Here is a 24,488-nt window from a genome sequence, read left to right on the forward strand (position 1 = left end):
CGATTCCATAAATATCCATAAAGTAGTATATAAAGGGAAACTTGGTTTCAAACGCAAATATGTAAGGTGTTAAACAGAAGCCATAATATGCGACACATCGCCAAGCAACCCCTTCACCGAATCATAGGGGAAGCCTCTCCCCGGAATCCGGGATCTATCCGCATGCTTGAGAATGCCCACAAAGAAGGCATCTCCCAAATCATAGACCTTGAATCTGCCATATTTGCAGCAGCCCGATTCCCTCATCTTCCCGAACAGTGGATACGGCAAATTGCCGGGCATCCTCAGAACAGCGGGAAACGGCATGAACCCCAGCCGAATCTCCGTTCAGCTGAATGGGGGTAAGGATTTGGCCGCCACTCGCATAAGCCTTGCCATTCAAGACAACCACGAAGGCTCCTTGTCCAAGACCAATGATCTGAGCCGAATCTGCTTGATCGGGAACTCCCGGCATCGGGTATTTCCGGACCCTTTCGCCGCTTATCTCTACTTCATAATGATCCACTGCTGCGATTAAAGTGGCCGTTTCTCCTTCCCATACATCCCAGGCTGTAACCCGGTCTCTGATGGCAATGAACTTGCCGACAGAGGCTGTCCAGTGATATAGCGTACCTGATTGTCCGACCACCCAGGCTTGCCCGCCATCGGCTATCAGTTGCTTGCAGGATTCAGGCAAGGGTATAACCGGCTCGATCTTCAGCCCGTTCGCCGAGGGCGATGCTTCCCACAGCCAACCTTCAGCGGCTGCAAGAATGGTGCCATCGCCCTTTGGGGCAAGGGCTTCCACTGGTTGTGCGAAAGAATGAAACGCCTCTGGCCAGGCTCCTTTCTCCAGGCGCACGAAGCGCCAGGGACTGGACAAGTTGGAATAACCGAGGCTGCGGTCCCAGGCAAACCAGCAGATACCGGCAGTTGCCGTGATACTGCGAAGAGGGGGGCCCAGGTGCAATGTGCCTAACACGGCGTTAATCTCCGGCTCCGCTTCCCAAGAGAAGCCATCGCCCGTTGCCACCAGATAGCGGTTACGCGGCAACGAGACAACCCCATAAGGGACGGATGGAGCTTCGCCGACCGGACTCTCCCTGATGAGGCGGACCCCAGACTCTGCCCGAAACCCATCAGGGGCAACATGGAGCAAGGTGGAATTCTCCGCGGGTATCTCCATCATCGCTGCCGGCTTTCCTTCCCATACGAAAGCGCCCTCTTGCGTAATCTGCCGGGATGAATGGTCCAAAGTACGGACGCTCACGCCTGCGGAATCAAGTTCAAGAATTCGGGATTGGCGTTTGCCATCGCGTGTGCAAGAACTATGGACCCCTGTCATGAAGAAGTGGGTTCCGTGTACCAAGGTATGAGAGTTTCTATACCCATGGCTGAGATGGTAATGAGCGGAGAACCACATTACAATTTCCGGAGACGTACGAACAAGCTCCAGCCAGCGGTAAGGATCATGGTTCTGATCGAGGTAAGCATTGGTAGAGCGGACGTGTACGCGGGGGACCGTCCGCAGGCCGCTTCCGATCGGGGGCGCGTGTGTAAAGAAGAGCACCGGGACCCCCGGGCGCTCTTTTATTTTGACTACAAGCGCTTCAAACTGAGCATCTGTTACGTAGCATTCCTGCACATCGTAGCAGGAGTCTTCCGGCTGGGGTTCGGTAGAAGCAAAGAACAACCTCCATTCCGCAAATTCCAGTACACCAAAAGGCTCAGACTGCCCGAACAGGCGCGAATATGCCTCCTCCATCGTCCCTTTCGGCTGTTTGCCGCCGGATTCCCGCTCCAGATCGTGATTTCCCATAATCGGCCGCAAGGGTGCTCCAATTTGGTCGAGATATCCCTTGGCCTCCTCAATTCCCTCTGGTTTGCCAATGAGTCCATTTCTGCCAAAGTCGCCAAGCGGAATGACCAGATCGGGGAAGACCTGGGCAGCATCCTTCATCGCCTGCTCTGTAAATTCCGGGTGTTGCTGATCGATATGAAAATCACCCAATACAACAATTCTCAATGCAAGAAACCTCCCTAAACCCATGTTACAAATGAATCAGCCTTTCATACCGGTCAAGGCAATTCCTTGTACGAAATATTTTTGTCCAATAAAGAATAGAACGATGGTGGGCAGCATAGCCACGCAAGCGACAGCCATTAAATAATTCCACTGCACATCAAATTGTCCGTTAAAGAAGTTCATCCCCAGCGAAACTGTAAACAGGCTCTGTTTGTTCAAATAAAGTAGGGGCTGGAGGAAGTCATTCCAGGACGAATCAAATTGGAAAATCGCTACGGTAACCAATACCGGTACCGTCACCGGCAGCAGAACATGCCACAGAATGCCGAACACACCGGCGCCGTCGATTTTGGCCGCTTCTTCCGTATCGGGAGGGATCGTCTGGAAAAATTGCCGGAGTAAAAAAATATAGAAAGCATTCCCGAAAAAACTGGGTACCGTCAACGGCAAAAAGGTATTGACCCAGTGTATGTTCGAAAACAGAAAAAACTTAGGAATCATAACCACGGTCCATGGAATCATCATGGTGGAGATCATAATCATAAACAGCAGTTTGCGTCCTCGTGCACGATAGCGGGCGAACCCGTAGGCGACGATCGGGCTAGACAGCACCGCACCGAACACGCTGATCATTGTAATCACCGCCGTATTGCCAAACCACAGGCCGAACGGAAGCTGGGTAAACGCTTTGACATAGTTATCCCATTGCAAAGGAAAGGGAAGCCATACAGGCGGCCATGCGTATAACTGTACATCACTCTTTAACGAGGTGGAAAGCATCCATACGAACGGAAACAGCATGGCGATAGAACCAGTGGAGAGCAGAATATAGAGCAGCGTGCTGAGAATCGGTTTTCTTCTAATCATCATTTCTTCTCCCCTCCATAATAAACCCATTTCCCGGAACTGGAGAATACGAGCAGCGTTAAGGCGAGAATGATGAGAAACAGAAGCCAGGCAAGGGCAGAGGCTAAGCCCATTTCAAATTTACCGAAGGCATAGTCATATAGATGATAGTTAAAAAACCGTGTGGAATTTAGGGGCCCCCCTTTGGTCATCACATAAGCCTCGCCGAACTTTTGCAGAGCTCCAATAATGCCGGTGATCAGATTGAAAAAAATGGTCGGCGTAAGCAGAGGCAGAGTGATATAAATCAACCGTTTCCAGGCGTTTGCGCCGTCCAGGGTAGCCGATTCATAATACGATTCCGGAATCCCCTTCAGTCCGGCCAGCCAGATGATCGTTCCGCCGCCAACGGACCACAAGCTCATAAAGACCAGAGAAGGAAGCGCCCAGTCCGGGTCAAAAATCCAGCCTGGACCTTCTATGCCGAATAGACCAAGGAACGAATTAAGCAGTCCAAGCTCTGGGTTGAAGACGAATATCCACATCACCATCACCGCAACGCCGCTAATCTGCGAAGGCAAATAATAGATTGTACGGAACAGCTTGTTGCCCGGAAGCGAGATATTGAGGAGCAGGGCCAGCATCAGGCCGACGATCAGGTTCAGTGGCACCGAAATGATTGCAAACCCAAATGTTATGAACAATGACTTCCAAAACAAGGGATCTTCTGTCAGGGCAAAAACATAATTGCTCAGGCCGATCCACTCCGGTGACGACAGCATATTCCATTCTGTAAAGCTGAAGTACAGGGAGGCAAGCATCGGGCCCGCCTCCAGAAAGATAAAATGAATCAACCACGGGGAAATCAGCAAATAAAAGATAAGTGCTTCCTTTCGATTCAATACCGATTTGTGCACCGCAGGTTTTGCCGCCTTGCGAGCAGTGGATATTCCCATTAGCAGTGCCCTCCATAGATTGGCAGGCAGGCTGTCCAGCCTGCCTATGCCAAGATTTTACTATTTCTTTGCTTTATCCGCCGCTGCTGCAGCTTCATCCAGCACTTGCTTCACATCGGTCTCGGAGAGTAATATTTTTTCCAGTGCTTCTGTGAATGCAGGCTTTCCGCTTTTTGGATAGTCGACATCAATCATATCCGGCATGATTTTCGTATTGGGAATGTCATCCGTAAACGATTTGTAATTAATGTCGGTTGCCTGGCCTTTTTCATCGGCTACCGGTTTGTATGCCACAAATCCGAAATCACCGAATACTTCTGCTCCGCCACGGGTGGTCATGTATTTGATGACATCCCAGGCTGCCTCTTTATGCTCCGATTTTTCATAAATGGACCAGCCGCCGTAAAATACGAAGTTGTTTGCTCCATTTGGCCCTACAGGGAGCGATACTGTGCCGAATTCCATATTTGGATCTTTCACATAGTCTTCAATGGGCCAGCGTCCATTAAAATCCATGGCCACTTTCCCGGCACCAAACATATCGATCCCTTTGAATGAGTCGGTATCCGTGCTGCTTGGCATGATTTCATCCTTATGATAGGCGTCGCTTAACCATTGCAAGGCCGTAACCACACCAGGGCTGTTCATGTATCCGTTATAAGTAGTTCCATCGGGACTTACAATGCCATCGCTGTAAGCAAGCACCAGCGGTTGTACCCGGCGCTGATCAGTAGCCGGCAGTTTAAAACCCCATTGAGTGGTTTTTCCGCCTTCTCGTTTAGTCAGTTTTTTGGCTGTTTCGTACAGTTCGTCCCATGTCCATCCAGCTTGGGGATAAGGGATTTTTGCCTCGTCAAACAGTTTTTTGTTGTATAGGATCGCCATATTGCTCCAATCCTTAGGCATGGCGTACAGTTTATCTTTGTACTTCCCGTAATTTACAATATCCTCATAGAAATCACCGGGATCAACCCCGTTGGCTCCATCCACCAGACTGGATAAGTCCGCAAGTCCACCATTCTCGCTAAAGACGGGGATATGGGTGTCTCCTACCATGATAATGTCAGGCGCATCGCTGATTGCAAACTGGGCAAGCAGTTTCTGATCGTAATTATCCGGCACGGATTCGAAGGTGATTTCCACACTGGGATGCTCTTTCATGTAACTGTCCAGTACGGATTTTTGCATCTCATAGCTGTCGGCGGTTGACCAGGTTGTCATTCTGAGCTTCACTTTCTCCGTTCCCGCCGCTTCAGTCGGCTTAGCGCTCTCAGCAGCTGCGGAGCTTTCCGGGGAAGCTGTATTATTCGATGGGGTGCAGCCGGACACCAAGATGGCAAAGGCAGTTAAAGCCGGAAGAAACATCACACGAGCGGTTTGATTCATTGTTTGCTCACCACTTTTCTTAGGATATGAACCTAGAGATAAATTGTTTGATCTTTCTCCGGCCACATCACCGGACCGGAATAAATGGCTGCCGCTGCATTTACACTGGCTTCATTATTGTGCCGGAGGCCATGAATCAGGGCGAGCTGCTCCACTTCCGCTGCTTTGGCGATTTCTGCGGCATCCATCGCACTGGAATGCAGTCCGCCGTTCTTCAGCGGATTTGCAGGCGTAGCTCCATAAGTGGCTTCATGGATGAGCAGTGAGGTGCCGCGGGCCAGATCGATAATAGGCTCATGATAAGCGGTATCTCCGGTAAAAGTGACCGACTTTCCGGTCTCCTTGTCGGTATATTTGTAACAGAGCGCCTGGACCGGATGCAGTGAAGAGGTGGTTTCCAGGTGGAAAAGCTCGTCATCGTAATGATCACCCGGACTCAGCGGCACGATCGTGGGGTAGCTGCGGGTAGGGTAAAACTTGCGGTTCAAGAACAGGAATTCAAGAGCATGATGCATAATGGGCTGTAAATCTTCCTCGGGACCCAGTATTTTGAGGCTTGCCAAATCCTTGTTAGTGATCAGAAAGTAATAGAGAAATGAGGGGAGCGAGATATAATGGTCATGATGCATATGCGTAAACAAGAGATAGCGAATATTGCCGGGCTCGATTCCCTGGCGGCGAAGGTTCTCTACAATATTCCATCCTGTGTCTACCATAACCTGATCATTGATAAGAAAACTGGCTGTCTCACCTCCCAATTCCGGAATAGCCGCTTCCGTTCCGAAGAACGTTACCTTTGTCTTTGCTTCCATTGTTCAACACCCTTTCGTTCATATGATTGATTTCGATCAACTCCTCTCTCATTGTAAAGCTGATTTATCAACAATATGTCAAAAAGGAGAGGGATATATGTAAAAATCGATCAATAACTATTTTTATATTGATCGATAACGATCATTTTTTTCTTTTTCTCTCATATTTGGGTTCTAATCTTCCAACATTTATAGTAAAGTAGAATTACAATGATTAATTGGTAGAGAAGGGAAGAGAAATAGATATGAAACCCAGACAACGATTGATGATCTCCTTTTTAGAACAGCATACGTTTTTAAGTGTGAACAAACTGGCTGAGCTGCTGGAGATTTCTCTTCCTACTGTCCGCAGAGACCTTCAGGAGATGGAAACAGACGGCTATATTCGGCGGGTGAACGGGGGAGCTTTTCTAATCAGCAAAAGAGACGATTCATCGGAGAAAGCTCTGGGGAGTGATCCGTTCGAAGCGCACAAGAAGGCGATCGCCGCCGAAGCCATCAAATGGATTCAACCGGGTGATACCCTGTTCATTGATTCCGGTTCGACTAACAGCTACCTTGCGGATTTTCTTACGGAGCTGAAAGATATTACGATTGTGACCAACAGCATCGATATCGCTTATAAATGTATGCGCAGACCCGGCTTACAGGTGTTTGTGTGCGGAGGTACGGCTGAAGAGGTTAGGGCGGAAGCGGGCATTGTCGGCCCTCTGGCAGAGCAATTGATTATGCAGTTCCGGGCAAGCTTGTGTATTCTGGGTACCTCCGGGCTTGACATGAAGCAAGGAATTACCGATCCCTTTTTATCAGCAGCAAGTATCAAGAATAAGATGCTTACATACTCTACCAAGCGTATTTTAGTGACTGATCACAGTAAATTCGGCAAGATTCATAAAGCTTTTGTCGCTCCAATCGAATCCTTCGATTGCGTCATAACGGATTGGGAAGCAGATACTGAGGATATCGGACGCATTCGTGCACAAGGGACTGACGTAATTCAAGCCGTTATGATAAACAATGAGCAGCAATAACGGGAAAACGAAGGCATAGGTGAAGTCCCAGTCTACCCAGTAGGCTGGGACTTCCTTGATGTAGAAGATAATATCTTTTGCAATCAGATGCGACACTTCAATCCGATAACATGTAACTACCTATCCTGAATTATGCACTAAAAACTAAAGAAGGAAATAATAAGGATAATTATCAAATTCAGCATCATACTATGTATGCATGTTCACGAATCGGAGGTTCGAGATGAACGATACAATTATGGGCACATTGTCACACCGGCTGGAGGAGAATCAGATGCAGTTGGTTCAACTGCTGGGGAAAAGTACCGATCTGGTGATCAAAGAACTGCAGCTGGATCAGTTTACGCAAATTGCTTTGATTTACATTGACGGTCTTATCGATACTCAAGTGCTGCATAACTCCATATTATTTTCGCTTCAGGACAGATGTACCACGGAGCTGCTGAGGGATCTTGATGCCGGGCAGAAGCTTGAGCTTCTGCGAAAACGCATATTGATCGCGGGAGATATGTCCGTCATCAATGACCTGGGGCAATTTGTTCATCAGCTGTTGTCCGGCAATGTAATGGTGCTGGTAGACGGAACATCAAGCGCCCTGCGGATTGGACTGCCTGGGTGGGAGGACCGCAATGTAAGTGAACCAAGCTCACAAGCGGTGGTCCGGGGGCCGATGGAAGGGTTCACGGAGAATATGCGGACGAACACGGCACTGATTCGAAGAAAAATCAAAGACAGCCAGTTATGGCTTGAAACCTTCCAGATCGGCAAGGTGACCCAGACCAGTGTGTCCATCATGTATCTTACCAACATCGCAAGCCCTGACCTGGTGCAGGAGGTAAAGCGCCGGCTGGCCAAAATAGATACGGACAGTATTCTCGAGAGCGGATATATCGAGGAATTTATTCAGGATACAACTGCTACGCCTTTCCCGACGGTTTATAACAGCGACCGGCCGGACACTATCGCAGCTGGAGTCCTCGAAGGTAAAGTGGCGATTCTTGTAGACGGAACGCCATTTGTCCTGTTGGTTCCTACCTTTTTTGTTGCTTTTTTTCAGTCTGCCGAAGATTATTATCAGCGGGCCGATATTGCCACCTTGCTGCGTTTTGTCCGTTTTCTTTCCTTTTTCATTACGTTGTTTGCGCCCTCTTTTTATGTGGCGGTTACCACTTATCACCAGGAGATGATACCCACCAGTCTGGTTATCAGCCTTGCAGCACAGAGGGAGAGCGTTCCTTTTCCGGCTTTTGTTGAGGCGCTGATTATGGAATTGACCTATGAGATTTTGCGGGAAGCGGGCGTGAGGATCCCGAGGAATGTAGGGCAAGCGATATCCATCGTCGGTACGTTGGTGATCGGCCAGGCGGCGGTTGCAGCGGGTTTTATTTCATCGGCGATGGTCATCATTGTATCCATTACGGCCATTTCCAGTTTCGTCATACCGGAGAGTGGAATGGCGATAGCTGCAAGAATGATTCGTTTTGTACTAATTGGCCTGGCTGGTTTTATCGGATTGTATGGGATATTGTTCGGTGTCTTTTTGATCGTGGTGCATTTGGCAAGCCTGCGCTCTTTCGGGATGCCCTATATGAGTCCGATCGCTCCATACCATTCAAATGATCTGAAGGATTCCATCTTCCGCTTTCCCTGGCCGCTCTTAAAAACAAGGCCGGCGAACAATAACATTCAAGACCTTAAACGTCAAGACACATCCAAGCGTGAGGAATCGACCTATGAGCCCAAAAAACATTAAAGTCTTATTCCGGCTGCTGCTTGCCCTCACCGTACCCATGCTGCTCAGCGGATGCTGGGAAAGACGGGAGCTAAATGAATTGGCCTTTGTGCTGGGAATGGGGCTGGATAAGACGGAGTCCGGTTACAGAGTTTCGCTGCAGGTGGTTATTCCCTCCTCAATTTCCTCTCAGACAGTTGGAGGAACTGGGGGCGGAGTACCGGTGGTTGTAACTGCCTTCAATGTACCTACAATTTATGAAGCCCAGCGCAGCTACAATCTCGTCAATTCGAGACAATGCTATTACGGGCATATCCGCATACTGGTTATCGGGGAAGAACTTGCCCGGTCCGGGCTAAGCGAGACACTTGATGTACTGAAGCGGAGCCGGGAACCGCGTAATGATTACTATGCTATGGTCGCCAAAGACAGCACCGCCGAAGATGTCCTGAAGGTTCTTACCCCGCTGAACAAATTGCCGGCAAATAAATTGTTTGAATCCCTGGACCAATCCTACAAGATTACGGCCAAAACGGTCGCTGTCTCTCTAAACAGTTTTGTTGATGATTTGCTCTACGAAGGGATAAATCCGGTGTTGACCGGAGTGGAGTTGTCCGGCAGTGCCAGTGAAGGCGAGAAGAAGAGTAATGTTGAAGTGAGCACTCCCAAAGCCATAATACATTTCAGTAACGTCGCCGTATTCAAGAAAGACAGGATGGTCGGGTGGTTAAATAAAAACGAGACGATCGGCTACAATTATGTCACCAATAAGGTTGTCAAAACCTCGGGTCCAGTAGAAGGAGACGACGGCCGGCCCATTGTCATTGAAGTGCTTCAGACATCGACAAAACGTAAAGTGAAGATCATTGACGGCGAACCGCATATTTACATTCATGTAAAGGCCGTGTGCAATGTGGAAGAGGTGCAGAGCAAAGATAATTTGGAGGCCGAACGCGTGATTACACAGCTGGAAAGGAAATCGGAGGAGCGGATTGTCTTGCGGATGAAAACTGCCGTCGAGCAGATTAACGAGCAATACAATGTGGATATTATGGGATTTGGACAGTCGATATACCGTGCCAGTCCGAAAACTTGGGCCAGGCTGCAGCAGAAAAAAGGAGACAATTATCTGAAGTCGCTGCCCATCCATTATAAAGCCAGCGTGTCGATTAACCGGATCGGTGTTACGGACAAATCTTTTATTGACGATATCAAGGAGTGAGCGAAATGATGTTGCTTTTTTTTCTCGCTATTGCGGCGGTCGGTGTGGCCATCGATTTGCCTTTGCTACAACGAAGAAGCAGACGCCGCGACCTTCTGGTCTGGGTCATGTTCTGGACCGCAGGCATGGGTGTGGTCGTTTGCTCCTTGTATAGAATTCAAGTGCCGAGCCCGCTGCTTCTGATTATGCTGATCTATAGACCGGTTAACCATCTGTTTTCATTATGGTTTTATTAGGAAGTTTTAAAGAATACTGTCATAATTCCTGAAGTGGAAAGGGATTAAATGATTAGGGTAACTCATGCAGAAGTGTCTCTTGGTCCGGGATAACAAAAGACACTGTAGTGCCTTCAGCATGCTTACTGTGAATCGACAGACCTTGACCATACAATTGGCAAAGCCTCCGATTGGTGTTGGCCAGCCCGATGCCACCTTTGCCTTCCATAGTCGGCTTCAGCAGTGAAGAGAGCGTTTCATGATCCATACCTTGTCCATTATCCTGCACTTCAATCTGTACGGATTTGTGCAGACGGGTAATCCGGATTTGAACGGTGCCGCCCTGTTGGCGGCTGAGCAAGCCGTGCTTGACTGCGTTCTCAACCAGCGGCTGGATGGATAGGGGGGGCAAGAGGATGTCAATGTCCGGCTCTACCTTCCAGACCACAGATATTCGTTCTGCGAATCGTGTCTGTTCAATATATAAATAGGATTCTACCAGTTCCAGTTCATGCGAGAGGCTCACAAGTTCTCCTGTATTCAGAAAGTCAAAGCTGATCCGCAAGTAGGAAGTGAATGCAGCGATGAGCTCCTGCATCTTTTTCGTGTCCAGATCACTGAGTGCCGAAATGGAATTCAGGGTGTTGAACAGAAAATGCGGTTGAATCTGCGCCTGTAGATAAGCCGCTTCTATACGCACCCGTTCATTAAAGGCGAGCTTCATCGTTGTTAAAGCCCGGATGCGGTATTTGAGCTCCATTGCGTCCACCGGCTTGGTGACATAATCGTTGGCGCCAGCCAAAAATCCAGTATAGATATCCGCGGGCTGACTGCGTGCGGTTAGTAACAGCACTGGAAGTTCATATAAGGAGTAACGCATCCGGACCTTCTGCGTTAATTCGTAGCCCGACATCTGCGGCATCATAACATCGCCAATAAGCAGGTCCCACTTCTGGTTATTCAGCAAATCCAGCGCTTTTTGGGCGGAGTTCACGGCAGTAATGACGTAAGGCTCGCTCGCTAGCATGCCCTTCAACACGCTTAGATTGACGGGATCATCATCCACTGCCAGAATGTTCACCTTGCTGTCTGTAAAGAGCGGTGGAATCGGTTCAGGTATCGCAGGGCTGCTTGGTTGATCTTCGGAAAGGCGCCACTCTGCCAACTGCTTATGAATTGCGTCCGCATTCTCCACAGTAGCGGAAGTCTGACTTAATACCATCTGTTGGCTGAATGAGTCGGCCAGCGGAAGATCACAGCTGAAGACGGAGCCTTTGCCGGGCTCGGATTGAATGCTTAGGCTGCCTCCATGCAGTTCTACCAACTGCCGGCATATGCTTAATCCCAGTCCGATCCCACGCCCGTCACGAATCCCATGCGGGCCTTGCTCATATGGAAGAAACACCCGGGCTATGGTCTCTTGGGTCATGCCTACTCCGGTATCTGTCACATGGATAAGGGCATGTCCATTCCGCTCCTCAGCCGAGACACATACCCGTCCTTCTTCAGTGTATTTGAGCGCGTTGTGAACCAGGTTGAACACAATCTGCACTAGCCTTTGCTCGTCCGCGAGAACAAGCGGCATTGATTCCGGGATATCCATAGATAACGTTACCGGCTTGCCTTCAATCATATGTTGAAGCATGCTGATTATTCCGGGAACAACCGATTGAATAGGAACTGGCTCCTGTTTCAAAATAATGCGATGCTCCTGAAGGCGGACCACATCCAGTAGATCGCCAAGCATATGTGACATACGGCGGCTGATGGTAATCAGCAGTTCCATATCTTTGCGGCTGCTCTCGTACAGTCTGCCTTTTTCCTTCGTCACTATATTCTCCGCGATATGCATGATCCCGTGAAGCGGCGTCCGCAGCTCGTGAGAGGTATTGGCGAGAAACTGATCCTTGAGTTTGTCTGCTTTTTTCAGCTGCTCGTTTAGCTCCATGTTCTCTTTGGCATTGTGAAAATACTGTTTGAACCAATACGCGGAGAAGCCCACGATGGCGGCTATAATATCCAAGGGATAATAGACGATCGAAAACTGTCCGTTATAATCCCATAAACTCCACAGCAGATTAGAAATGATTGCCGCCCCTGATAACAGCAAATATACAACATCTTTATCGGCCTGTTTTTTGAACAATAAGCGCCCCAGGCTATATATCAGCCAGATGAAGGGGACGTACTGAAACACTTGAACGATTCCCCAGTGAATGGATGTACTGATCAGAGAAGCGGGAACGATTAGTATAAAGGCGGAATAAAGACAAAGAATCTGTATGTATGCGCGTAACCATTTGTTGATTCCGGCGCCCGAGGTGAACCTCCTGAAAACAAGCAGAATCAAAAGGTTTTGCCACAAGAAAGCAGTAAGCCGAATCTTCATAGACCAGGTGTAATTAATCGCAAGAAACGTAAGAATTAAGTTGTCATTGCGAGCCATAAGGATTATGGCGACGGATAAGGTCATTAACCCTACCAGGAACAAAGCACGCTCTTTGGAATTAAATAAGTAGAGGATACAGGCATACAGTCCATGCAGCAGCAGGATAACCACTGTAAGCATTTGAAAGCCGACTGCATAAAAGTATATGCGGTTGACCTCTTGCTGGGAACCAAAAAATACAGAACCTCCAATACCCCCCTTGTAAGGATGATCAAAGTTGGCTGCTTGAATCAGCACCTCAATTACTGTCGTCTCATCTGAAAAATAGGGAGATAAATACGAAGTCGTTTTTGGCTTATACGTCTTCGCATCAAGTGCAACTCTACCCTTAGCGCCCAGGAGTTCGCCGTTGATCTCTACGCTAGAAGCAGAGTGGATCTGTTTGATCCATAGGGAGACAGGCTGCTGGAGCGGGTCCACCAATATTCGCAGCCGGTACGTTCCATAGCCATACGAAGAAGTCTGATCATTTCCCATCGCACGCTTCCAATCGCCGGGCACCTTAAGCGGCAAGGAGGCGCTCGGTAAGGATGACAGATCCTTGTACGAGACGAATCGAGAAGGATAGAAGCTCCATTCGCCGTCTACTCTGAATAATCCTGAATCCTCCAGATTGCGGCCGCGCAAATCCATTACACCGTTAACCGCAGGGATAGGGCTTTCTACGGTAAATATGTTTTGCCAAGTCCAGCGAAGGCCGGATAGAACGGTGATAAAGAGTAGAATTATTGTTATTTTGTTGACTATATTATTATTTCTCATGACCATATCATACCAAAAGTCGTTCCCGTTGCCGAGACCGACTATTTGGTGAGTACGGAATTCATTTTGTACTCGACAAAGTTACGCATCCGGTCTGGGAGGATATCCACAACATGGTAAATATACACATATTGCACTGGATTCATGAGAGAGAGGGGATTTTTCTGATCAATCTTGAGCACAAAGTACAGGCTCTTTTTATCACTTTTAGGCAGCAATTTTAGCAATTGAATATTTAAAAAGAGTCGAAACTTACAAGCACCTCTCGGTTTTTTCCATTTTAAACCAATGCCCGACGTGTTACTATCTCCATTATCAGAGTTGACTTTGGAATAGGGATTTAAATCCATGCTAACTTACTGATTAAAAGTAATTGTGTAAGGAGGTGAGGAATAAAAGAAGATTTAAAAAATCTTGTAAGTATATTATTGTAAGCGTTTACTGATAAGGCTATTTTCAAGAGGTTTTTACTAAATGAAAGCAGGTGAAGCGCAAAAAATGATTTTTACAAAGGCAAGCAAACCAATCACCATGGTTATACTGTCGTGGATGATCATTGTTTCAACTTTATTTCCTGCATTTGCATATGGAGCAGAGCAGGTGGAAACCACATCGGCACAGTCTTCACTACTAGTGCTAAAATATGATTTCGGAACAGCTACGAGTGCCGTTATGGATGGGTATACAGGTGTGCATGAATCCTTACTTTATACGAGTGAGCTTGGGTATGGTTTAGACCAGACAATAGGGTCCAGAAAACGTTCCGGAGGGGATGAGCTCACTAATGATTTTGTGCTGGGCTCATCCTATAAGTTTCTGGTAGATATGCCGAATGGAGAGTATGACATTACTGTCTATTCAGGGGACATACTTGCGGGAACGAGTGCAACCAAAACAAATGTTTCACTTGAGGGCATAGCAGCCGGAACGATTACCAGCAAACAACAGGTCAATCAGGCTACCTACCATACTAAGGTGAGTGATGGTCAACTTACAGTAGGTATTTCTGGAACAAGTTCCAGTGGATTTTTAAATGCATTAGTTATTCAACGGGTATTAGCAGCACCTCCGGCAGCACCTGAAGGAATTGCTGTTACTGCCGTGAAAGATAATAGCGTATCGCTTAAATGGAGTACGGTGACTGATGCAGTCTACTATAAGGTGTATCGCAGCGCTCAAGTTGAAGATACTTTATTACTTGGAGTAACAGCCGCTACGTATTATACGGATAATCAAGTGACCAAAAATATTAATTATTCCTATCATGTAACCGCTATCAACGAAGAAGAGACAGAATCCAATTTAAGCAATCCCGTGGTTGTAGAGGTCAAAGACAGCACCCCGCCGGCGCCTCTGCCAGAAGGAGATTTATATGCACTTGATTTTGGACCAGGAGAAGCGGCTGAGGGTTATCTGAAGGTCGAAGCCGGAACACTCTATTCGGCAGAGGGCAAATACGGCTTTACAGATACAGCTACAGTAAGCGGAATGGACAGGGGGACAGGTGATGCTCTGAGATCGGATTTTGTCATTCCTGCGGATACAGGATTCAATATTGATTTGCCTAACGGGGACTACACTGTATCCTTGATAGCCGGGGACAGCAGTGGCGAAACGAATATCGCAATTCATGCGGAAAGTATACAGAAAGTGCAACAGACATCCAAAACTGCGGGACAGTATTTGGAAATGGATTTCGATATCGCGCTTGTAGACGGACAAATGAACTTTGTGTTCAGTGGAACACGGCCTGTCTTGAATTCACTTGTTATTAAAAAACAGGCTGAACGCATTGCTGGAGACAAGCCGACAATCTACATTGCCGGAGACTCAACCGTCCAGACCTACAACTCGTACTGGAAGCCTCAAGCGGGCTGGGGACAGATGCTTGACAAATTTTTCAGTTCAGCAGTTCACATCGATAATCAGGCTATCGGCGGCCGTAGTTCGAAATCCTTTATTGTAGAAGGCAGATTGGATAAAATACTCAGGGAAATAAACCCTGGGGATTATTTTCTAGTACAATTTGGACATAACGATGCGACAGTCAGCGTACCCGCCCGTTATGCTTCGCCTGCCGATTACAAAAATTATCTGAAAAGCTATGTCTTAGGCACAAGACAACGAGGAGCTACACCGATTCTGGTTACGCCTATGGGACGGCGGGACTTTAAAACGGAAACAAATTCTTTCAACGTAAGTTTTGCTGAATATGTGCAGGCGATGAAAGAGGTAGCCAGTGAACTGGATGTGAAGCTGGTCGATCTTAGCGCAAAAAGTATTGCCTATTATAATTCCATTGGCTTCGAGGCTACACGTGCGGTGTTCTTGTATACAGAACCGGGAGTGTATGCAGCTTTTCCTACGGGGTCTAGCGACAACACCCATTTCCAGGAATATGGGGCCATTCAGATGGCTCGTTTGCTTGCCGGGGGCATCGCTGAATTAGATCTTCCGCTTTCTGATGAGGTTACAGAAATTGAACCACCTGCAGCGGTTCCTACAAAACCAACCGGTCTTGCAGCAGGCAGCATTAGCAATTCAGGCTCTTTGCTAAAATGGGATGCAGTGGAAGGAGCAGATATTTATAAAATTTACCGCAAGCTGGATTCGGCTGATGAATCCGCCTATGTCATGATTGGATCCTCAACAACTCCCACAATTGCGATAAGCGGAATGTCTGAAGGCAACAGTTATACAGTACGGGTAACTGCCGTTAACGGACGCGGAGAATCGCAGCCGTCTGATCCGGTAACGATTACAACGAAGCAATCTCAATACCGTTTTGACTTTGGTCCTGTAGGCGCTCCGGTCGCCGAAGGTTATACAGAAGTAACGCGCAATGTGATTTATACACCGGAGTTAGGTTTCGGGCTTGTATCCAGTGCGGGAATGAATGACCGTGACCGCGGGGGTGGAACAGATGCACTACGCCGGGACTTTGTCATGTATTTCGGCGGATCGTATGAATTCAAGGTGGATTTGCCGAACGGTTATTACTCGGTTAAGGTCTATGCAGGAGATTGGCTGGGAGCTATCAAAACGAATGTCGCGATTGAAGGTAAGGAGTACGGGACCATCTCCTCCGGCAAGGGCAGCATTGCCGAGAAGGAATACAGCCAGATCTCTGTCAAAGACGGACAGGTGAATATGGTGTTCAGCGGTACAACCGCCCATCTGAACGGGATAGAGATTACACCACTGATGCTGGCACCGTCTAATCTGAAGCTGGATCAGCTCGACTTGAACAGTGAACCTGTAACCGCTTCCTTATCGTGGAATGGATTTGAGGGAGCGGCAAAATACAAGGTATACCGTCAGGCTACTGTAGCCGACAAGACTGAAATGCTGGGTGAAATAAATGCAACAAATTACACGGATTTAACGGCAGCTATCGGGATTGATTACCAGTACTGGGTAACAGCGGTGGATAGTACAGGACTGGAGTCAGTTTCATCTAATCTGCTGATAGTATCCATGATCGATCCTTCAGTAGCCAAAGCTGCAGTTCCAAGTGGATTAAAGCTGGATTCCATTCATAAAAATGATGTCAGCTTCAGCTGGAATAAAGATTCTTCAGCCAAAATGTCTAATATTTACCGCTCTAAATCGGCGGACGGCAATTACGCTCTGATTGGAAAAACAAAAGAATCATCCTACACAGACAGTACAATTCTGAGTACGATTCCTTATTTCTACAAAGTAGCTTCAGTCAATGCGGGTGGGATTTCCGATTTCTCCTCGATACTGGATACTCCTATTGTTACATCATTATTCCGTAATATGGAGAATCTTGACCGAGCGCCGGTAGCTGTCAAAACAAGTGCAGGTAATTATATCAGCTGGCGGGTGCTAGGACTTGATCCTGATTCCATTGCATTTAATGTATATCGTGACGGGATAAAGCTTAATGCGTCACCGCTGACTGGCAGCACTAATCTGTTGGATGCTAAAGGAACCGATAGCTCCAAATATACAATCAAGACTATACTAAATGGTACAGAACAGCTTGCATCGGAAGCATTCGGCATATGGCAGCAGCAATACCTGTCTGTTCCGCTGCAGAAGCCTGCAGACAGCTATACTAAAGATGGTCAGCCTTACACGTATAATGCGGGAGATGCCAGTGTAGGTGATCTGGACGGTGACGGGAAATATGAGATAGTGATGCTGTGGTCGCCTTCAAACAGCAAAGACAACTCACATTCCGGATATACCGGCATTGTTTATATGGATGCTTATAAGCTGGATGGAACGCGCCTCTGGCGGATTATACTCGGACCGAATATCCGCGCAGGTGCCCACTACTCACCGTTCCTGGTCTATGACTTTGACAGTGACGGACGAGCGGAAATCATGTTAAAAACAGCGGATGGAACAATTGACGGCCAAGGCAACGTAATTGGCGATGCTAAGGCGGATCACCGTAACAGCTCAGGTTATGTACTACTGGGAGATGAGCACTTGACTGTATTTGATGGGCTGACAGGCAAGGCCATAGATACTCTCGATTATGATCCTCCACGCGGAGATGTAGGATCGTGGGGAGATACCTATGGAAACCGTGTCGACCGCTTTCTGGCAGCTGTGGCTTACCTGGACGGCGAACATCCGAGCGCAATCTTCAGCCGCGGCTATTATAGACGGACGGTGCTGGTAGCTTACGATTACAAGGACGGAAAATTAAGCAAGGTATGGCGATTTGATTCCAGTGAAGAGGGATACGAGGATTATGGCGGCCAAGGCAATCATAACCTCTCTGTGGGAGATGTCGACCGGGATGGAAAGGACGAAATAACCTTCGGGGCGATGGCGATTGATGATGACGGACTACCGCTATACAATACAGGACTCGGACATGGCGATGCCATCCATTTCGGCGATCTGGATCCATCCAGACCAGGGCTGGAAGTAGTGGATGTGCATGAGCATACGAACTCCAAATACGGGCTAGAAATGCGGGATGCTGAGACTGGTGAGGCAATTTGGGGAATCTTTACAGGTATTGATACCGGACGTGGAATGTCGGCTGACATTGATCCGAATTATCTAGGTGAAGAGGCTTGGGCGGCAACTATCACAAACGCCCAGCAGATCCCGGTTACCGGCATTTACAGTGCCAAGGGAGAGCTAATCACAACAAAGCTCCCGTCCTCAACGAATTTTGGCGTTTGGTGGGATGGCGACCTGTTGCGGGAGCTTATGGATGATAACCGGGTCGACAAGTGGGACTATGCAAACCAGACTACCGTCAATCTGTTGACAACAGCAGGGGCAGCTTCAAACAACTCGACTAAAGCCAATCCGAGTCTGCAGGCCGATTTGTTTGGAGACTGGCGCGAGGAAATTATGTGGCGCTCCACTGACAGCAGCGAGCTGCGGATTTATACCACAACGGACCTGACGGATGTCCGTATCCGCACACTCATGCATGATCCGGTCTACCGCCTGGGCGTAGCCTGGCAGAACGTAGGCTACAATCAGCCGCCGCACCCTAGCTTCTATCTGGGTACCGGAATGGAAACGCCTCAAGCACCGGCTATTCAGATTGTTGGCGGCGTGTCGAAAGCGACGGGGGCACCCGGACAGCCGGTTCTGTCCAGCAACAATGGACATGTTACCGGACTGCTGGACGGCGACTATCAGATTACAATGAATATGTGGTGGGGCAACAACGGTACCAGCTATAAGCTGTACGAGAACGGCAAGCTTATCGACAGCAGCGCTATCACAGATGATTCACCAGCGGCACAGACACTGCTGACCAACGTTGCAGGAAAAGCTAATGGCACATATACCTATACAGCTGAGTTGAGCAATTCTTTTGGTACGACAGTCTCCCGTCCGCTTGTAGTGACGGTCAAGGATGCGTCTCCCGCCAAGCCGGTCTTATCGAATGACAATTGGGACGGCGACGGGAATTATAAGGTAACGATGAATATGTGGTGGGGGACGAATGGCACAACCTACCGGCTGTATGAAAATAGCGTGTTGATCGATACACAGACGTTAACCGCTAATTCGCCCAACGCGCTGTCAGCCGTAACCGTAATTACGAACCGGACAGCCGGCATATATGAATACCGGGTGGAACTGGTGAACAGTGCAGGTACAACTGAAAGTGCTGTAATGAACGTAACAGTAAAATAACATAATACGATTTAGCGCAGAAAACAAGTAGAAATATGAATAGAAAAGACCTCAGGTATCGGCAGGACTGCCCCCCCGTTTTTGAGACAGGGATCGAAACACCTTGCAAGTTTAAGCAGCTAGTTATTAGAAATCTACCGGGGACTGCGTATTTAATTTCGCATGAATTCGAATTGAGTTATAGTATCAGAGGTAGTCTCGAATAATCTGTTCATCGATTGCAGTCGTTGTACACCTAAGATCTTCGAGGTAGGACGTTTTAGAATTGGAATGAAACGATTCAATGGGGGCATTATCAGCGGGCGTTCTTTTACGGGACTTGCTCATGGTAATGCTTTTTCCTTTTACAGCTTCCTGGTATGCCAAGGACCTGTATACACTGCACTGGTCGCTATGTAGTAACAATTCCTCCTGCTCTGGAAGTTGGTTTAACGTATCCAAACTTGACGAGCTTTTGCTGAGGACTTCTACATGGAATTGTCACTTGAGCAGATTTTCTCTTTGGTGCATAGGTTGTTGCCCTGTGCCCTTTCGTTTTTTCATCCACACGCGGTACTGGAGCTCCTTACGCTGCATATTCCGCTGGACTCGTTTGTGATTCATGCGTTGTCCAAGAAGTAATGTGATTTTTCTATACCCGTACCGGAATTTATGACGGATGCAAAGCTCCGAATTTTCTATTCCTAAATCGCTTGACCCACTGATTGGATTTATGGATCATTTCAGTCATTCGCTTCTTTTATGCACCCTATTTTATGGGAATGAATTGCTACGTATCATACGAATTTCGATGGAGAGATGTTGTAGTATTTCTTGAACGCCTTCGAGAATGTGAACGGATCCGGGTAGCCGAGAAAGTTAGCGATCTGTTGAACGGAATACTTTTTTTCGTAGAGATATTCTCTCGCCCGGTTCATTTTCACCTGATAGATATATTGTCCAGGTGTGACCCCCAGTGCATTCTTGAAATACGAAATAAAGTATTTTTCGGAGATACCCACAAGTGCTGCGAGCTCTTTCATTTTTATGGATTGGTTCAGATGATCATCTATATACTTGAAAACCGGCCGCAATAGGTTTAGACCTCTTCCTAATTTATTTGTCATCGAACCATTCAGGAATCTGCCAGTGTACTGACCGGTACCGTGGAGCTCCATGATTTTAGCTACAATGGCCGTTAGATTAGCCTTCATACCCAGACGGATTCCTGGTATAATGCTCTGCTGTTTCGATTGTGAATAGGTTTTGCTGAACCGCTCAACTTCCTCATGAATAAGCTCCCGGTCAATGATGCCCGAAAGTTGGAAATCACTGAGTATACGTTGCTGATTGCCTAATGCAAAATCAAAATGAACATAAATAAATCGGCAACCCCAATCGGCAGAAGTTGCATGATAGGGAACGTCCGGATAAAAGAAGATAACATCACCAGGTTTTGCCGAATGTTTGATTCCTTTGATATGGATGGTAAGACTTCCGTCTAGTAAAAGCCAGAGATCATAATCAGAGTGAGTTTTGTGCTCGCTCCAATCTCCAACGTGTGTTAGCTGATTGCATGAATTCATTCGAATCTCGATCTGTTCGGATAATTCGTTGAAAATATCCATATCTGTTTTCATTCGTGAAGATCTCCTTTACTATTTGATATGACTATATTTAAACCCATTATAACATTGAGTTTATCGATATATAATAATCGTACTATTTGACATCATTTTCAAACCATCTCATATTCAGCTGCCGAATGGTTTATCTATAATAGTTTATAACTGTTCGAGAATTCCTCGTTCAGTTCGTCAGAAAACGGCTGTAGAGAGCCGACACAAAGGAGAGAATGAAATGACTAGTTATCCTGAGATTATTTCGCTAGATGGAGATTGGCAATTCGCCTATACACGGTCGGAGCCGAAAGTGAGTAACCAAGATCCCCCTGCTTCGGAAGCGTTTGAAGCGATGATTCCTGTTCCTGGATATTGGGACGATTATACAGAGCGACTACAATATACCGATTTCTGGTCCAGAGTGTCTCGCTTTAATCCGGAGTACAGACGCATTTCATTTCCTATGGGCGCTGGGAAACCAGCCGATGCGTCACTCCCGTTTCTTCTCGGGACAGGGTGGTACAAAAAGTCATTCGTTGCTGGAGCAGATTGGACGAACGGGACGGTTACGTTATGCGTTGGTGGCGTTACTTTGGAAGCATGGGTTTGGTTAAATGGACATTTCATTGGCCACCATGTCGGTCATTTAACCCCATTCGAGATGAATCTAGAGGAGTATATAAAGCCGGGGAAAAGCAATCAGTTAATCATAGCCGTGGCAAATACGAGGACAGATCGGATCGGCTGCAGTATCCGTGGATTCACAGGGAAGAGCGCAGGAATTTATCGCTCGGTAGAATTAAAAGTCGCAGGCCATAAGCGTATTAAAGATTGTTATATTCACGCCGATCGTAACTTGAAACAGCTGATGTGGGAGATCACCATAGAAGGCAAGCAATCGGAAAGAGCACAAACGTTGGATTGGGAAATCCAAGATCCCAATTCTGAACACATTCTGGCTTCTGGTTCGCAGTCGGTCGATTTAGGTGTTGTCAAATGGACCTCGAGTACTTTCGGTATGAAAACGTGGTCCGACCATCATCCGAATTTGTATCGGATTCGACTTTGCTTGCGTGATGGACAGACCGTTTCCGATTGTAGTGAACAGATGTTCGGACTGAGAACGATTGAAGCAAAAGGCATTAGTCTTCAATTGAACGGTATTCCGGTCATACTTAGAGGGTTGACCGACCATGCCTATTTTCCGGAAACATGTACGCCTCCAAGTGATCTGGAATATTATCGGATGACCTTAAAGAAACTTCGCCAGCTTGGATTTAACTGGGTTCGTTTTCATACGTGGACACCACCGGTAGAGTGTTTGCAAGCTGCCGATGAATTAGGGATGATGCTGCAAGTGGAGTCGCCGAATGGATTTGCAGAAAGCGATTGGCTAGACATTTTATATACCTGCCGGAGGCACCCTTCGGTTATCATCTATTGCTGTGGTAATGAAGTGCCGCTGAACGAAGAGATGATTGCTTATGTAAAGCAGATGGCGCTGCACATGCAGGCGCTAGCTCCCGATGCGCTTTTTAATCCGATGGAAGGATTGCATTCAGTTGAGTATTTAGTCAATGAAGAAGATGAGGGGTACGTGTCCGAGCCATATCCGCACAACGCCAAACGAATGGCGGAATTGAGGTCCTATTCCGATGTTTTCGCACCACATGGTGTATTATTCAGTTATCATTCCTTAGACACCGATGACTTTAAAATGGAGCAACGGCTCCAAATGTATAAACGTCCTTGCCTCATTCATGAGGCCGGTATCAATGATAGTTACTTGAATCTGGACTTGGAGCATCGATACAAAGGGACTCGCATTGGAACAGAAATGTATGCCGCGGCCCGTACTTATGTAGAGAAGATGGGCCTTATTCAAAACGCGCCATTATACTACCAAAATTCTTGTAAATGGATGCTGCAAATCGTGAAATATAGCATCGAGAATATCAGGAGAAGCCAGTATGTATCAGGCTACGATTTTTTAGGTGCAATTGATTGCCATTGGCATCGTACTGGTTATGCCGTTGGTTTATTAAATGAATTTTACGAATTAAAAGCCGGAGTTTCAGTAGAGTCGGTGCGACAATACAATGGGGAAAGTGTTCTACTGGCTGACTGCGGAAAGCATCGGAACCTTACGAGTGGACAACAATTGAATCTTTCAATTTGGGCATCTTTATTTGGTCAAACTCCACTGGAACATGGGAAAATGTGGTGGACTCTGCTCGATGAAGAAAGGACTGTATACGTAAGAGGTGAGCAAACTATTCCGAATATTGCATTGGGCAAAGTTGAGGCTTTAGGCGAAATTCAACTAACCATTCCTGATTTGCCTCTTCCGCGTAAAATGCTGCTGGAAGTATACCTGAACGGAGGAGAGTATCAAGTAAAAAACAGTTGGGATTACTGGGTGTTTCCGACGATCGAACAGCTCCCTGCTGAAAAGCAGCCCGCGACGCGAGTGTTGTCGTCATTGGATGCTGAAAGTATTTCATACATCGCAAACGGAGGCAAAGCATTGTTGTTGGGGGAAAAACCATTTCCGACACTGCCGACCACGTTTCAAATCATGTCAGGCGGTCGTGTGCAAGGGAATAATGCTACTGTCGTTCGCGAGCACCCGTTAATGATGGAATTCCCTCATGAGGGCTTCTGTGATTGGCAGTTCTATTCGATGTTAGAGGGTGCCGAGACGGTTGTGTTTAATGACCTGGAAATTCCTTTTGACCCAATCGTGGAAGTCGTAAGCAGTTATAAGATGATCCGTAAACAGTCGAGCTTATTCGAATTGCGTGTGGGAGAAGGACGACTTCTAGTATGCACACTTCGTTTTGATGAAGCCGATTGCGCAGCGCGGTACCTGTACTACAAAATGCTGAACTATATGGAGTCCAATGCGTTCAATCCAACCTCTACCATCCCACCGGAGAAGTTGAGAATACTCCTAGAAGAGTCCCGATCGCTGGATGTCGATTTCACTACGGACGAGGGATATGATAACGGTGGTCATGTGTTAGCGGTTACCGAACTAAAAGGCTAGGAAATCAGGTGTAAAACGTAGCAATCAAGGCAACTACAACAAAAGGTTTGAGTATGTCTGCAAATAGTGTTATTGGTGGTTTTCCATCTTCCGGGAAATTGGAATGAAATTTATATCTTGGGTCTTTCGTTGGTTTTGCAGTTGTGAAGCAGTGAACATCAATCAGGCAGCTTGTCTTTGACAGGCTGTTTTTTTATGGGAATCCGGTGGTATATAAGCTCGAATCTTACAAGTGATCCTCTTTTTTCTCCATTCCGAGCCGAAAATTAAAA

Annotated in this window: 13 protein-coding genes and 1 pseudogene; 6 read left to right on the forward strand and 8 right to left on the reverse strand. The window is 47.2% G+C overall.

The window, feature by feature from the left end:
• Window positions 1-199: 199 nt before the first annotated feature.
• The 5 genes from B9T62_RS12780 to B9T62_RS12800 are packed head-to-tail and all read right to left on the reverse strand — an operon-like array spanning window position 200 to window position 6,005.
• Window positions 200-2,005: a metallophosphoesterase family protein gene (locus tag B9T62_RS12780; RefSeq protein ID WP_157685587.1), complete on the reverse strand. Its 1,806-nt coding sequence runs from the start codon at window positions 2,003-2,005 to the stop codon at window positions 200-202.
• A gap of 36 nt (window positions 2,006-2,041) precedes the next feature.
• Window positions 2,042-2,875, reverse strand: coding sequence for a carbohydrate ABC transporter permease (locus B9T62_RS12785; RefSeq protein WP_157685588.1), 834 nt, complete (start codon window positions 2,873-2,875; stop codon window positions 2,042-2,044).
• Window positions 2,872-3,807: a carbohydrate ABC transporter permease gene (locus tag B9T62_RS12790; protein ID WP_087915598.1), complete on the reverse strand. Its 936-nt coding sequence runs from the start codon at window positions 3,805-3,807 to the stop codon at window positions 2,872-2,874. Before B9T62_RS12790 ends, B9T62_RS12785 begins: the two co-directional genes overlap by 4 nt.
• A 60-nt stretch (window positions 3,808-3,867) precedes the next feature.
• Entirely contained in the window at window positions 3,868-5,193 is a 1,326-nt protein-coding gene (locus tag B9T62_RS12795; RefSeq protein WP_087915599.1) for an ABC transporter substrate-binding protein, read from the reverse strand.
• A 32-nt stretch (window positions 5,194-5,225) separates the two neighbouring features.
• The gene (locus tag B9T62_RS12800) at window positions 5,226-6,005 is read right to left on the reverse strand and encodes an MBL fold metallo-hydrolase (RefSeq protein ID WP_087915600.1); all 780 of its coding nucleotides are present in this window, start codon (window positions 6,003-6,005) and stop codon (window positions 5,226-5,228) included.
• Window positions 6,006-6,250: 245 nt separating this feature from the next.
• Here B9T62_RS12800 and B9T62_RS12805 point away from each other — a divergent pair, with 245 nt between their 5' ends.
• The 4 genes from B9T62_RS12805 to B9T62_RS12820 all read left to right on the forward strand — a co-directional run bounded on the left by B9T62_RS12805 (window position 6,251) and on the right by B9T62_RS12820 (window position 10,226).
• Window positions 6,251-7,036, forward strand: a complete 786-nt coding sequence (locus B9T62_RS12805; protein ID WP_087915601.1) for a DeoR/GlpR family DNA-binding transcription regulator — start codon at window positions 6,251-6,253, stop codon at window positions 7,034-7,036.
• A 223-nt stretch (window positions 7,037-7,259) separates the two neighbouring features.
• A complete protein-coding gene (locus tag B9T62_RS12810; protein ID WP_087915602.1) occupies window positions 7,260-8,789 on the forward strand; it encodes a spore germination protein in 1,530 nt (509 codons plus the stop codon).
• A complete protein-coding gene (locus tag B9T62_RS12815; RefSeq protein WP_087915603.1) occupies window positions 8,770-9,990 on the forward strand; it encodes a Ger(x)C family spore germination protein in 1,221 nt (406 codons plus the stop codon). The genes B9T62_RS12810 and B9T62_RS12815 overlap by 20 nt, the downstream gene beginning before the upstream one ends.
• Window positions 9,991-9,995: 5 nt before the next feature.
• Window positions 9,996-10,226 (forward strand): hypothetical protein, encoded by a 231-nt coding sequence (locus tag B9T62_RS12820; protein WP_087915604.1) that lies wholly within the window; start codon window positions 9,996-9,998, stop codon window positions 10,224-10,226.
• A gap of 52 nt (window positions 10,227-10,278) precedes the next feature.
• Here B9T62_RS12820 and B9T62_RS12825 read toward each other — a convergent pair whose 3' ends face one another.
• Entirely contained in the window at window positions 10,279-13,287 is a 3,009-nt protein-coding gene (locus tag B9T62_RS12825) for a hybrid sensor histidine kinase/response regulator (RefSeq protein ID WP_245864443.1), read from the reverse strand.
• Between the two features lie 603 nt (window positions 13,288-13,890).
• On the opposite strand from B9T62_RS12825, the gene B9T62_RS41255 reads away from it, so the two are divergent.
• Window positions 13,891-19,566 carry a rhamnogalacturonan lyase family protein gene (locus B9T62_RS41255; protein WP_281257726.1) on the forward strand — a complete coding sequence of 1,892 codons (5,676 nt, stop codon included), beginning with the start codon at window positions 13,891-13,893 and terminating at the stop codon, window positions 19,564-19,566.
• 525 nt (window positions 19,567-20,091) lie between these two features.
• Here the strand turns inward: B9T62_RS41255 and B9T62_RS41775 are convergent.
• Window positions 20,092-20,220, reverse strand: a pseudogene (locus B9T62_RS41775) (IS3 family transposase); the annotation flags it as partial.
• A gap of 122 nt (window positions 20,221-20,342) precedes the next feature.
• Window positions 20,343-21,185: an AraC family transcriptional regulator gene (locus B9T62_RS12840; RefSeq protein WP_087915606.1), complete on the reverse strand. Its 843-nt coding sequence runs from the start codon at window positions 21,183-21,185 to the stop codon at window positions 20,343-20,345.
• A gap of 220 nt (window positions 21,186-21,405) precedes the next feature.
• Between B9T62_RS12840 and B9T62_RS12845 the strand changes: the two genes are divergently transcribed.
• Window positions 21,406-24,216, forward strand: a complete 2,811-nt coding sequence (locus B9T62_RS12845) for a glycoside hydrolase family 2 protein (protein ID WP_087915607.1) — start codon at window positions 21,406-21,408, stop codon at window positions 24,214-24,216.
• Window positions 24,217-24,488: the final 272 nt, after the last annotated feature.

It is taken from the genome of Paenibacillus donghaensis, from assembly GCF_002192415.1.
Lineage (GTDB): Bacteria > Bacillota > Bacilli > Paenibacillales > Paenibacillaceae > Paenibacillus_AQ > Paenibacillus_AQ donghaensis.